Source organism: Rouxiella sp. T17 (assembly GCF_036663475.1).
Taxonomy (GTDB): Bacteria; Pseudomonadota; Gammaproteobacteria; order Enterobacterales; family Enterobacteriaceae; genus Rouxiella.
Genome location: NZ_JAWUEA010000028.1, coordinates 73,979 through 86,936 on the forward strand (window position 1 = coordinate 73,979; position 12,958 = coordinate 86,936).

The following is a 12,958-nucleotide window of genomic DNA, read 5'->3' on the forward strand; positions in this document are numbered from 1 at the left end:
CCACCTAGACCCTCGAGCACTTTCGCTTCGACAACATTAGGTTATCCTATCTGTAGGGAGACCTGTTTGCTTAGAGATGTGTCACGGAGAGGTTTTAATTATGATTAATAATGCGGGAAAAGAGGTTGTACGCTGCTGGGGGGGCAACGATCCCATAATGCAGCAGTATCATGACCTCGAATGGGGCGTGCCGGTTTATGACAGTCGCGCTTTATGGGAAAAGCTGATGCTCGACGGCTTTCAGGCCGGACTTTCGTGGCGCATCATTCTCACCAAGCGTGACGCGCTTCGGCACGCCTTTTGCGGTTTCGATCCGGTAAAGGTCGCCACATTCACTGAGGATGACATCGAAAGGCTGGCGGTGAATCCGGAGATTATCCGTTCGCGAATGAAAATCAGGGCCGTGGTGAATAATGCTCGTGCCTATCTGCGGATGCAGGAAGCGGGCGAAGATTTTGCCAGCTGGGTCTGGCAACAGGTTGGTGGCAAACCCATTCAACATGTCGGGCCTATTCCAACCCGCAGCGAGCTTTCGGAAAAGATTGCCAAGCAGCTGAAACGGCGAGGCTTTAGCTTTGTGGGTCCGGTCATCGTCTATGCATGGATGGAAGCGACGGGGCTTATTAATAGTCATCGGCCAGACTGTTTTCGCCGTCATCAGGTGTCATGACTTTCAGAAAAGCTAGGCTTTCATATATAAAGGCTACACCTTTACTCTAAAACGACTCCGGTATTGCGCGGGACTTACTTTCAATTGTCGAATGAAAGCCCGCCGCAGTATATCGATACTGGTATAGCCACAGCGCGCGGCGACCTGTTTCGGCGTAAGGTCGGAAGATTCCAGCAGATGCCTTGCGTGATTTACTCTTGCCTGTTCCAGCCATTCGCCCGGCGTCTGGTTAATCTCCTGGCTAAACATTCTCGTGAGATGACGCGAACTCATGCCGACATGGTCAGCCATTATCTGCACCGACAGCGTAGTGTGCAGGTTAGCGGTGACCCAACGCAGCAATTCTTGTAACGCAGAACGGCCTGAGAGCGAACTTTTTCCTACGCGGCTGAACTGCATCTGCCCGCCCGGACGTTTGAAAAACATCACCAGCTGCGCGGCAACAGACATTGCCACCTCGCGGCCTAAATCTTCCTCGACCATCATTAGCGCGAGATCTAGCCCCGACGTTACGCCCGCCGCTGTACGCAACGGCCCCTCGGCAATATAAATTGCGTCGGCATCGACCTGAATAGTTGGGTAACGGGCGGCCAGCGTTTCAGCAATTGACCAGTGAGTTGTCACGCGATGCCCCTCAAGCAGACCGGTTGCCGCGAGCAGCAATGCGCCGGTACACACGGAGCCATAACGACGGCTCACCTTGGCACGTTGGGAAATTGCCTCGAGCTGTGAGCCTGTTGGATTAAACGAGGCCATGTCGGGAGAACCGGCAATGAGAAAGGTATCGCTATTTTTCGGCAAGTTCTCGCAAAGCCGCGTTTCTGCTAACAGGCAAATACCTGACGAAGTCACAATTTTCAATTCGTCGAGCGCTAATACTTCAAGCTGATAAATAGGCCGGCCCATTAGCTGATTCACTTCGGCAAAAACGTCGAGTGGACCTGAAACATCCAGCATTTGCACGCCCGGGATCGCCAAAATCTGCACGCTTTTGATCATTTGATCGTTCCTATGTCCGAGTGAGTCGCAATGTCTTAATTAGTCATGTTACTACGATTGAAGACATTGGCGCGCTGTTTTATTGTGATTGCACACACACTACGACACTTTCTCTCTGACCTCAGGAAGCACCGATCATGACATTGAACATTCAAGGTATTCGAATTCCCGACAGTAAAATGGCCCGCGAAGCACAGGAATTGGTTCGCGATACAGAAAGCGAGTTGCTGTTTAATCACTCTTCGCGAGTCTATTACTGGGGAGCACTGGCAGGGCAACAGCGCGGGCTGGTGGTTGATAGCGAACTGCTTTATATCGGCTGTATGTTCCACGATATGGGGCTTACTCAAGATCATTGTAGCTGTGATAAACGTTTTGAAGTCGATGGCGCCAACGCCGCGCGCGACTTTATGCAGCAGCATCACATTGCCCAGGCGGATATCGATAAAGTGTGGACGGCCATTGCGCTGCATACTACGCCGGGCATTCCAGAATTTATGGATCCGGTGATTGCGCTGGTGACGGCCGGCGTGGAAATGGACGTGCTGGGGATTAACTATGAGGGTTATAGCCCAGAATTACGCGACGCGGTAGTGAGTGCGCATCCGAGAACGCCGCAGTTTAAAGAAGACATTATCAATGCCTTTTATCACGGTATTAAGGATAAGCCACAGACTACTTTTGGAAACGTTAAAGCCGACGTTATTGCCGATAAGCAACCCGGTTTCGATAAAGGCAATTTCTGTTCGATTATTCGAAACTCGCATTGGTCGGCCTAAACCTACATTTTAATAGGTCGGCATCAGCAACGGCTAAAGCAGCGTAAACCTAATCATAAACAGTTCGGTGATCCCTGGGTAAATCTCGGCGATCACCGCCTTTAACTGCTCCAAGGTCATGTTCTCCTGTTGAGCGTGCGTGTCGTTCAACCGATCAAAACTGATTGGCGACACCTCCAACACCTCTATATGGCAGAAAGGAATGTTATCCTCATAACCTGACACCTCAACCTTATCTCCCGCCTCAAAATCCGCATCACTTTTCTCACGCAAAGTAATCGTCTTTCGACCTGAAAGAATATCTTCGGCAAATCGCCCGTAAAAAGTAATCTTTTTCATCTTTTGCTCTGAGTAATGGATTAACGGAATAGGCTAATAAGATAGCCGCAAAGAATATCGTTATGCAAAAAAGTTATTATCCATCTGGACGTCTAGATGTAGGATAAGGCTATTCTGTAAATACTGATAAAAGCCAAGTATTCATTAAAGCTTGAAAGCTAATAGGGATAGAACAAAAGATGAGCGACACAAATATTCGCGTGGTAACTGGCCCCGCAAACTATTTCTCTTTCCCGGGTGCTATCGAACGAATTAAAGATTTCTATTCTGCCGAACAGTTGGAACACGCGCTGTGGATTTTTGGCGAGCGCGCATTGGCGGCGGCTAAAGATTATCTGCCTGCTGAATTTACTAGCCCAACGGCGAAACATGCGCTTTTTAATGCCCATTGCAGTGAAACTGAAGTTAATAGGCTGGTGGCTATCGCTGCCGACAATAGTAGCTCCGAACATAGTCAGGTAGTCATTGGAATTGGTGGCGGTGCGGTATTAGATACGGCAAAAGTGGTGGCTCGCCGGTTAGGTGTAAACGTGGTGGCGATTCCGACTATTGCCGCTACCTGCGCGGCCTGGACGCCGCTTTCTGTCTGGTATAGCGACGAAGGCACCGCGTTGCATTATGAAATTTTCGACGACGCCAATCATCTGGTTGTCGTTGAGCCGCGCATCATTCAGCAGGCGCCGAAAGCTTATTTGCTGGCGGGCATTGGTGATACGTTGGCGAAGTGGTACGAAGCGGCGGTGTTATCACCTGAGCCAGAAAAAATTCCTCTCACCGCGCAGCTGGGCCTGAATACGGCGCTGACCATTCGTGATGTTCTGTTGAACCAAAGCGAGGCGGCGTTACAAGCGCAGGCAGAAGGGCAACTGACAAAACCGCTGATTAACGTAATCGACGCGATTATTGCAGGCGGCGGGCTGGTGGGCGGTCTTGGCGAACGCTTTACCCGTATCGCGGCGGCACACTCCGTGCATAACGGACTGACCGCGCTGCCACACACCGACGCTTTTTTGCATGGTACAAAAGTTGCCTACGGTATTTTAGTGCAGAGCGCATTGCTCGAGCAATATGACGTGGTGGCGCAGCTGATTGCGCTTTATCAACGCCTGGAATTACCGGTCAGTCTTGCTGAATTAGAGGTCGATATTCACGACGAAGGGCAGATAAGCCGTATTATTGCCCGCACCTTACAGGCCACGGAATCTATTCACCTGCTGCCGAATAATCCAAATGCCGCATCGCTGCGCGCCGCGCTGGAATATGTCGAGAAGCAGGTGCGTTGATCGCCTAAATAAGCGTTAGGGTAAAGAGAGTCTTATCCGCCGTGAGACTCTCGCCAATCTTTTACCTGCTGTTTAGTGACTTCTTTTTTGTAGCAGGTCGGGGAATATCCGCCGGCACGGCTCCACGCGCTTCTTTGGCCGCAACTGCTGCCATTTCTTGCCGAATTAAAAGGGCAGGCGCAAGTGCCGGGATAAGAGGCGATTGACTCATCAATAATAGATTGTTTTACGGCATCATCCGAAGGGGAATTTCCTTTGGCTAAGGCGCTGTGACTGAATAAAAGCGGGGCGAAGAGAGCAGCTAAATAGAGGGAGCGAGCACGCAAGATCATAGATTACCTCCTTAGGATTAATCCTAACAAATAATCTGTTTCTCAATAAAAGGCAATGTTCAGATTAGCTTAACTGAATTTAATCGTCACTTTATCTCACCAACAGCCACATAAACTCATAAAACTAACTAAAATTTTACAGGTGTTGTGAGAGCGGCCTCAAGATTTGGTGCGCTCTGTTTCCCGTTTTCATAAGGAGCCTGTGAATGACGTCCCTAAGATCCCCGAGAAATTCTTCTGTCGCCGTTGGTATTGTGGCGCTGCTCGACCCATTACCCATCGGATTTTTTACCGCGGCCTGGATATTCGACATCATCTATATCTTTAGTACTGAAATAGCCTGGACCCAAGCGGCGAGCTGGCTCATCGTATTAGGCTTGATTATCGCCATTATTCCTCGTGTTATTAATCTGGTGCAGGTTTGGGTGGGGACTTCATTTGCGCAAAACTCGCCAATAAAGCTGCATTTTTGGCTCAGCCTGCTGGCAATAATCATTTCTATCTTCAATGCCTTTATTCATAGCCGCGATGCGTTTGCCGTGGTGCCAACCGGCGTGACGTTATCCACGATCGTGGTGATTTTGCTGCTTATCGCCAACCTGCAACTCGCCCTGCGCGATCGCACTGCTTAAGGAGAAGCCAAATGAAAAGATTTTATGCACTCTCCGCGCTGGCGTTGACTCTGCCGCTGCTGCTTACCGGCTGCGATAACGCCGCAAAAATTTCTCCCGATCAACAAACGGGTAGCGACCCTAAATTGCCACCGGCGCAGAACTTCTTGCTGCCGCCAATGCAGGTCCCGAGCGGCACGCCGTGGAAAACGGGCGAAACGCCGAAAGTGGCGGCTGGTCTGAAAATTGAAAAAATGGCCGATGGTTTTATGCATCCGCGACAGATTACCGTGTTGCCCAATGGCGACGTGCTGGTCGTTGAAGCCAACAGTCCTCCGGGCGTGACCAGTAAACCCAAAGAATTGATTATGGGACTGGTGCAGAAAGCGTCTGGGAAAGCGGGGCCGGGCGGTAATCGCATTACACTGCTTAGAAATGTCAGCGGCGACGGCAAGACGTGGGAAAAACACATTTTCCTCGAAAATCTGCATTCGCCGTTTGGCGTACAGTTAATTGGTGACCAACTTTATGTCGCCAACGCCGACGGGTTGATGCGTTATCACTATGAGTCCGGCGCGACGCACATTACCGATCCGGGTACGGAGTTAGCCGATTTGCCGGGCGGACCGATTAACCATCACTGGACGAAATCCCTGCTCGCCAGCCCTGACGGCAGCAAGCTTTATGTCGGCATTGGTTCAAACAGTAACATTACCGAAAACGGCATTCAGGCTGAATATCGCCGCGCCGATATCCTTGAAGTTGACGTCGCGTCAGGGGCGAGCCGTATTTTCGCCAGCGGGTTGCGTAATCCAACGGGCCTGCAGTGGGAGCCGCAAAGTGGCAAACTTTGGGCCATTGTGAATGAACGTGATGAAATTGGTGCCGATCTGGTGCCCGATTACATGACTTCAGTACAGGAACACGGTTTTTACGGCTGGCCATACAGCTATTACGGCCAGCATGTCGATGAACGTGTCAGTCCACAACGCCCTGATTTAGTTGAAAAAGCCATTAAGCCAGACTATGCGCTAAGTTCGCACGTTGCCCCTTTAGGCTTGCTGTTCTATACCGGCAACAATTTACCGGCTGAATATCGCGGCGGCGCGTTCGTCAGTGAACACGGTAGCTGGAACCGCAAACCGCTCAATGGTTATCAGGTAGTTTACGTCGCGTTTAAGGATGGCAAACCGGTCGGACAACCTAAACCTGTGGTCACCGGTTTCTTGACCGACGATCAGAAAGAGGTGCGGGGTTTACCCGTTGGTTTAGCGATGGATAAACAGGGCGGCCTGCTGATCGCCGACGACGCGGGCAATACTATTTGGCGCGTGACGGCGGCAAACAGCCAATAATGTCTCATCTTTCTCTACCGCGCTCTTATATAAAGAGCCGGTAGAGTTACCCAAAATAATTGCTGATGTTGTATGAAAAATTGAAATATCATTATTAGGCCGATGCTATAGGATAAATAAAGTCGCAGTTCGCAACTTAACTTATTTATTCTACAGGGGTCTGCAAATGAATAGTCAACGCCGCCATATATCTGCCTTCACTCTTTCCTCAATGTTATTTATTGCTGCACCATTTGCCTCTTGGGCCGACAATCAGCCCGTGGCCGTAGGCGCGCAATATGATACGACCCATGTTTATGTCCAGCCAGGAAAGATGGATGCCTTTGTAGATAGCATCTTAAAAACCTTTGGTGGAACAGTGACTAAGCGCGTTAACGTTGACGTTACGCCAACGCCAAGCCAGACGTGGTCACAGTTGATTCTGACGCCAGCGGGCGGATTTTCCGTGTTTGATTTCACTACGCCAGCGCCTTATCCGTTTGGTCAGGAACGTAACGGATTTTTAGTAAAGGATTTAGATAGTGCCATTGCGCAAGCTAAACAGGCGGGTGCCGATGTATTAGTTGAGCCTTTCAACGATCCTATTGGTCGCGACGCCGTTATTCAATGGCCAGGCGGCGTAAATACCCAGCTTTATTGGCATACGACAGCACCGAAATATACCCCGCTGACCAACACTCCCGAAAATAGGCTCTATATTTCACAATATCGCGTCGACGATTTTATTAAAAGTTTCCTCAGTTTTTCAAAAGGACATGTGGTTAGCGATCGCAAAATCGATGCCGCTTATATGGGCCAAAAACAGCAGGTGAGGGAGGTTGAGCTTGAATCGACCTTTGGTAAAACTCAAATCTTCGTGACCAACGGGCAACTTAATTATCCGTTTGGCCTCGAAAAAACCGGTTACGCCGTCAAAGACTTGACCACCACGCTAGACAAAGCGTTGTCCTCGGGCGCAAAAGTTCTCTGGCAAAGCACTCAGGCTGAGGCGAAACATTTGGCGATGGTGCAATTCCCCGGCGGTTATATCGCTGAAATTCATCAGATTTAGGCTGAATTCGTATTATGCGTTAAAGCCTTTCTTTAAGTTTTAAGCCTTTACTCGCGCGGCGCGCCTATACAGCGTGCTGCGCGCAATGCCCAAGGCTTTAGCCGTCTTGCTGATATTTCCTCTGAATCGCTTCAACGTTTCGGCAATTAATCGATCGTCATGCTGCTGCAATACGGGCACGACCTCATCGGCCACACGCTGATACTGAACGGGAAGCTTATCGACGGTCAAAATTTCATTGTCGTCGGCCAGCGCCAGCAGCACTTTCAACAAGCTGCGCAGCTGGCGAACATTGCCTGGCCATCTATGCACGGCGAGAGTTTCCGTCAACGCGTGATGCAAATAAATGCCTCGCCGCTCGCCACCCAACTCTTGCCACAGTTGGGTAATAAAGGAGGAGAGCGCGGGCCATTCGCGCAGGGGCGGAATAGTCAGGGAAAATTCCTGAAGCCGGTAAACTAAATCTTCTCGGAAACGCCCTTCGGCCACTAACTGCCCAAGGTCATGATGGGTTGCGCTGATGACGGCAAAATTCACCGGCCAACTGTGGCTCGACCCAAGCGGCGCGACCTCTTTTTCTTGCAACACGCGCAGCAGGCGAGTCTGCAATGCTAGAGGCATGTCACCAATTTCATCGAGGAACAGCACGCCACCGTCAGCTTCGCGGATTTTGCCGATGTATCCGTTTTTGCTCGCGCCCGTAAAAGCCCCAGCCTGATAGCCAAACAGTTCAGACTCAATCAAAGATTCTGGAATGGCCGCGCAGTTAATGGCAACAAATTTACCTTGCCGCCAGCGGCTTTGCTGATGCAGGGCGCGGCTGACGTACTCTTTGCCGCTTCCGGTTTCACCATTGATTCCCAAGGAGATTCCGGCATTGAGCAGCTTAATCATTTTAGCGACGTCGCCGCGTAATGCGGGACAAAGCGGCGAGGAGGGCGTTGATGCAACAGGGAAAATAACCCGTGCCGGCGCGCGAAGGCGATAGAAAAACCGTTGCTGTCGATAACAATAAAGGGTTTGCGGAACGTTATTTTCAACCTGCTCGCCCGTTGGGAAAATCTCCTGGAAGGTTATTTTTGACAACTTGTCGGCGTTAATTGACAGCGTTTGCATCGCCGCGCGGTTAGCCGCCATGAGTACGTTATCAGAGAAAATCAGCAGTAACTCGTCGAGATTATCCAGCCCTTGTATCTGCGGATGCAAATTCATCAGCCACTGATCGGCATGCAGGCTCTGTTTCATCCAGAGATATTCAATATTTTTGGCCGCGTCTTTGACCCACTCCAGCGTGTGCGGATGCGAAAAATTGGCCGGACCGGAAATATCCAGCACGCCAGCAACTTGGCCGTTTGGGGCTTGCAAGGTCATGGCGGCGCAGTAAAGCCCCTGATTACTGGTCAAATAATGTTGATGACCAAGAATTTCGCAGCCGTCATCGATTGCCAGCGCTGTGCCAATGGCGTTGGTGCCGCGTCCGCATTCGCTCCACAGATTGCCGGGCGCGAGGGCAAAACGCTCGGCTTTTTGTAGCGCCTGCATGTCACCTACGGTATTGAGCACCATGCCTCTGGCATCTGACAGGATCACAACCGACTGTTTATCGGCGATTTTTTCAGCCAAAGCCTTTACCGCAGGTTGTGCAAACTGTTGCAGCGCCGCATTGCTGGCCAGCACGTCGACCAGCTCATTCTGTCGAATCGAAGGGAAATCATTGGTTAAACGATCCAAACCGTAACGCGCACTGCGCCCCCAGGAATCATGCAGCAGAGGATTGAAAAGGGTATCGCGCATACGGCACCTCAAAGTTGTAGCGAAAGTGTTTCAATATTGTAGCGATTTGAATTTTGAGGTGTTGCGATTTGCAACACAGTTAATGAAATTTATGTCGCAGAGGATTAACCTCACTCGCTTCAACCTTGTAACCTGATGAAATAGAACAATAATTTATTATCTTCGCCGTGCTATCAAGAGTGGCACGCATGCTGCATTTAGTTATCACTGGATAGTTATCACTGCATTAGTTTTACAGAAGCCCGTATCTAGCCCAATAAGAGAAGCTGAACGGCCAATGTCCCTACGAGATCGACCCTACATAAGGAGTTTGCAATGCAATACGCACATCCCGGCAAACCGGGCGCTTTGTTTACCCTCAAAGCGACCTATGGCAACTATATTGATGGCAAATTCATCGAGCCATTAAATGGCCAATATTTTATGAATACCTCGCCAGTTGACGGCAGCGATATCGGACAGTTTCCGCGCTCCGATGGCCGAGATATTGATGCTGCTTTAGACGCAGCGCATCGCGTGGCTGACTCCTGGGGCAAAACCAGCGTTCAGCAACGTTCGAATTTATTGTTAAAAGTCGCCGATACCATTGAAGCTAATCTCGAATATCTGGCCGTGGCCGAAAGTTGGGACAACGGTAAACCCGTGCGTGAAACACTGAATGCCGATTTGCCGCTGGCCGTCGATCACTTCCGTTATTTCGCCGGTTGTTTGCGCGCGCAGGAAGGCAGCGCCGCAGAAATTGATGAAAAAACCGTGGCTTATCACTTCCATGAACCTCTCGGCGTAGTAGGACAAATCATTCCGTGGAACTTCCCACTGTTAATGGCGGCTTGGAAACTTGCTCCCGCATTGGCGGCGGGTAACTGCGTAGTGTTAAAACCTGCTGAACAAACGCCGTTAGGCATCACCTTATTGCTCGAACTAATTGGCGATATTTTCCCGGCGGGCGTGCTGAACGTGGTGCAAGGTTATGGCAAAGAAGCGGGTGAAGCACTGGCGACCAGCAAACGCATCGCTAAAATTGCCTTCACCGGATCGACGCCGGTTGGCCGCCACATCATGGCCTGCGCCGCAGAAAATATTATTCCGTGTACCGTCGAGCTTGGCGGCAAGTCGCCAAATATTTACTTTGCCGATGTGATGGACGCGGAAGAAGAGTTTGTAGAAAAAGCAGTAGAAGGTTTGGTGCTCGGATTCTTCAATCAGGGCGAGGTCTGTACTTGTCCGTCACGCGCGCTGATCCACGAATCAATTTATGAATCTTTCATGGAACGGGTGATGGCCAAAGTGGCGACCATTCGCCGTGGCGATCCGTTGGACACCGACACCATGATCGGCGCGCAGGCTTCGCGTCAACAGTTTGACAAGATCCTGTCGTACATTGATATCGCCAAACAGGAAGGTGGCAAGATTTTGGTCGGCGGCGAGCGCGCATCGGTAAAACCTGAGCTTGATAACGGCTTCTATATTCAGCCAACGTTAATCAAGGGCGAGAACGACATGCGTTGCTTCCAGGAAGAAATTTTTGGGCCGGTAATTGGCATCACCACCTTTAGAGATGAAGCACAAGCCCTTGAAATTGCGAACGAAACGCAGTTTGGCTTAGGCGCTGGCGTATGGACGCGTGATACAAATCTGGCGTATCGCATGGGTCGCAGCATTAAAGCGGGCCGCGTTTGGACCAACTGTTATCACGTTTATCCGGCTCATGCGGCGTTTGGTGGATATAAAAAATCCGGCGTTGGCCGTGAAACTCACAAAATGGCGCTGAGCCAGTATCAGCAAATCAAAAACTTGCTGGTTAGTTACGACACCAAACCCTTAGGCCTGTTTTAAGCTTGGTAGTTAAAGTTAGGGTCAAAAGTTAAGGTGAAAAGAGTAGGGTGATAAGCCGTGCTACAAGGCTTATCACATAATGAGGCTCCAAATGGGGCCTCATTTTTTTACCTTAAATTTCTATTTTTACTTACCTATCAGAAACTTAATGTATATTACACGGCATGATTGAACAGTACGGAAGCATCGGCGCCTTTGTCGGTGTTTATGATGTTAAGCAATTTTCCCTGTCCGATATCGACCCACGTCAGCTTGTTATCTTCGGTAGATGTGATGACCCGTTCATCATTATCGGTCAAGGTGATAGCCGTCGGGGCTGCCGATAAGGCAATTTCTTTGATAAATTTGAGTTCCGGGCTGTAAATCAGCAGGCTTTTACGCGCTGAGTTAGCAACGACCAAATTGCCGTTTTTAAGCGCGACGACGCGAACGCTTTCTCCTTGCGTTACAGCCTGATGCAGCAATTTCATCGATGTCGCTTCATAAGCTTTAATCGCGTTGCCGTAGCGATTAATAATATAGAAACGCTTCTCGTCAGGGCTTAAACAGCAGCCTTCGGGGCCTTTGCCATTCAACACTTTATGTACAGGCTGGGTCGGATCTTCAGTATTGACCGAAATGGCCATGCCGCTCAAAGTATCAGAAACCCAGGCGCGATCGCCGGCTTTGTTTAGCACAAAGTAATGGCTGCGCGCACCGTTGACGGGAATGATGGCATCTGGCTCATCGTTGTTAACCGGATCGTCGAAGCGAATAAGCACCGAGCTGGTTTCACTCAGCACAAACAGGCGACCTTTATCATCCAGTCGAATTCCGTGCAGGCGATGATAGGGAGTTAAGTCGATGGTGTTGATCACCTTTAACTGCTGCATATCAACAACAGTTATAACATTGCCACCAACGCCGGGTGCCAGCCATTTTTTTACGCCGTATTGTGCAATGAAAGCATGACGGTTATCCGCAGTAATGACCAGCTCGTGACTTTGCTCGGGCAGCGGAAGTTGCGCCAGACTTTTTCCGTCGGCAAGACTGTAGACGCCAAGACTGCAAATCTCTTTTTGTACCACGGCGATAGCGTTGGCTTGTGATAACGGCACGGCGGTGGCAGACGAACTGATAGCAGCTTGAGACATATGAGGTTCACCTTTGGGCGCGGAGGTTTGGGCATAAACGGAAGGTACGAGCATCGATGCGGCAGTTAGAGAAGAGAGTTGCAAAAACTTTCGACGAGTAAAACAATCAGGCATTAGAAACGGCTCCAAAAAAAGGTCGTCTTATAACTGTAGCAGCTGAGAACAGGATGGCTAAAAAAGGTCGGGATATGAGGATCTTTATGAACCCGAGAACGAAGCTCAATAGTACAGAATCCACGTAGCGTTACCTAGGTGCGCATAATGTATATTATGTTAAATGGGATCTTGATAGTTGGTTGAGACGATTCTATTACACCTAGCCGTTTTATCCGTTCCCTACCCAGCCTTGCGCTGTTGTTTCATCGTTCAAGGCGATTGGAGGTTTTGCCCTTCAACGCATAGCTCGACAATAGATTGTAGGCCTGAATGATTTGCTCGTAAAAAATAACTCCCTGTCTGGTCAGTTTCATCCCGGCGTGACTCCGCGTAAACAAACTAAAACCCACTTCATCTTCCAGCAGCTTTATCTGCCGACTTAATGGCGGCGCTGTGGTAAATAACTTTGCCGCCGCTTTTGACAGCGTGCCTTCTTCAACCGTGACTATAAACGAGCTGAGTCTTTTACTGATCATTAACGACACCTCTTTCTGACACAGTATGTGAGCCTGTGAAAATTATTATTCTTCGCAGTCATACTCACTTTTTAGCGCGCGAAATTCGAGGCCAAGAATGTTAATAACCTGAATGTGATAAATATTATCCGTAGAAGTTTTCTA

At 49.8% G+C, this 12,958-nt stretch carries 13 protein-coding genes; 7 read left to right on the plus strand and 6 right to left on the minus strand.

The annotated features are described in order from the left end of the window. Positions 1 to 100: 100 nt before the first annotated feature. The gene (locus SC206_RS09450) at positions 101 to 670 is read left to right on the plus strand and encodes a DNA-3-methyladenine glycosylase I (RefSeq protein WP_332736504.1); all 570 of its coding nucleotides are present in this window, start codon (positions 101 to 103) and stop codon (positions 668 to 670) included. A gap of 33 nt (positions 671 to 703) precedes the next feature. On the opposite strand, the gene SC206_RS09455 is transcribed toward SC206_RS09450, so the two are convergent. Beyond that, positions 704 to 1,669, minus strand: a complete 966-nt coding sequence (locus tag SC206_RS09455) for a GlxA family transcriptional regulator (protein ID WP_332736506.1) — start codon at positions 1,667 to 1,669, stop codon at positions 704 to 706. 137 nt (positions 1,670 to 1,806) lie between these two features. On the opposite strand from SC206_RS09455, the gene SC206_RS09460 reads away from it, so the two are divergent. Continuing rightward, positions 1,807 to 2,448, plus strand: coding sequence for an HD domain-containing protein (locus tag SC206_RS09460; protein WP_332736508.1), 642 nt, complete (start codon positions 1,807 to 1,809; stop codon positions 2,446 to 2,448). A 33-nt stretch (positions 2,449 to 2,481) separates the two neighbouring features. Here SC206_RS09460 and yqfB read toward each other — a convergent pair whose 3' ends face one another. After that, positions 2,482 to 2,787: a N(4)-acetylcytidine aminohydrolase gene (gene yqfB, locus SC206_RS09465; protein ID WP_332736510.1), complete on the minus strand. Its 306-nt coding sequence runs from the start codon at positions 2,785 to 2,787 to the stop codon at positions 2,482 to 2,484. 179 nt (positions 2,788 to 2,966) lie between these two features. Here yqfB and SC206_RS09470 point away from each other — a divergent pair, with 179 nt between their 5' ends. After that, positions 2,967 to 4,070, plus strand: a complete 1,104-nt coding sequence (locus tag SC206_RS09470) for an oxidoreductase (protein WP_332736512.1) — start codon at positions 2,967 to 2,969, stop codon at positions 4,068 to 4,070. 32 nt (positions 4,071 to 4,102) lie between these two features. Here SC206_RS09470 and SC206_RS09475 read toward each other — a convergent pair whose 3' ends face one another. Beyond that, positions 4,103 to 4,402, minus strand: a complete 300-nt coding sequence (locus tag SC206_RS09475) for a hypothetical protein (RefSeq protein WP_332736514.1) — start codon at positions 4,400 to 4,402, stop codon at positions 4,103 to 4,105. A 206-nt stretch (positions 4,403 to 4,608) separates the two neighbouring features. Here SC206_RS09475 and SC206_RS09480 point away from each other — a divergent pair, with 206 nt between their 5' ends. The 3 genes from SC206_RS09480 to SC206_RS09490 all read left to right on the plus strand — a co-directional run bounded on the left by SC206_RS09480 (position 4,609) and on the right by SC206_RS09490 (position 7,419). Next, on the plus strand, positions 4,609 to 5,034 hold the full coding sequence (locus SC206_RS09480) for a DUF2231 domain-containing protein (protein ID WP_332736516.1): 426 nt from the start codon (positions 4,609 to 4,611) through the stop codon (positions 5,032 to 5,034). Between the two features lie 11 nt (positions 5,035 to 5,045). Beyond that, positions 5,046 to 6,368, plus strand: coding sequence for a PQQ-dependent sugar dehydrogenase (locus SC206_RS09485; RefSeq protein ID WP_332736517.1), 1,323 nt, complete (start codon positions 5,046 to 5,048; stop codon positions 6,366 to 6,368). Positions 6,369 to 6,534: 166 nt separating this feature from the next. Then, positions 6,535 to 7,419, plus strand: a complete 885-nt coding sequence (locus SC206_RS09490; protein WP_332736518.1) for a glyoxalase — start codon at positions 6,535 to 6,537, stop codon at positions 7,417 to 7,419. A gap of 39 nt (positions 7,420 to 7,458) precedes the next feature. Here SC206_RS09490 and SC206_RS09495 read toward each other — a convergent pair whose 3' ends face one another. Beyond that, entirely contained in the window at positions 7,459 to 9,213 is a 1,755-nt protein-coding gene (locus SC206_RS09495) for a sigma-54-dependent Fis family transcriptional regulator (RefSeq protein ID WP_332736519.1), read from the minus strand. A 315-nt stretch (positions 9,214 to 9,528) separates the two neighbouring features. Between SC206_RS09495 and exaC the strand changes: the two genes are divergently transcribed. After that, complete coding sequence (gene exaC / locus SC206_RS09500) at positions 9,529 to 11,049, plus strand: acetaldehyde dehydrogenase ExaC (protein WP_332736520.1); 1,521 nt, start codon at positions 9,529 to 9,531, stop codon at positions 11,047 to 11,049. A gap of 155 nt (positions 11,050 to 11,204) precedes the next feature. On the opposite strand, the gene SC206_RS09505 is transcribed toward exaC, so the two are convergent. Then, positions 11,205 to 12,182 (minus strand): hypothetical protein, encoded by a 978-nt coding sequence (locus tag SC206_RS09505; RefSeq protein WP_332736522.1) that lies wholly within the window; start codon positions 12,180 to 12,182, stop codon positions 11,205 to 11,207. A 359-nt stretch (positions 12,183 to 12,541) separates the two neighbouring features. Next, positions 12,542 to 12,814, minus strand: coding sequence for a LysR family transcriptional regulator (locus tag SC206_RS09510; protein ID WP_332736524.1), 273 nt, complete (start codon positions 12,812 to 12,814; stop codon positions 12,542 to 12,544). Between the last annotated feature and the right edge of the window lie 144 nt (positions 12,815 to 12,958).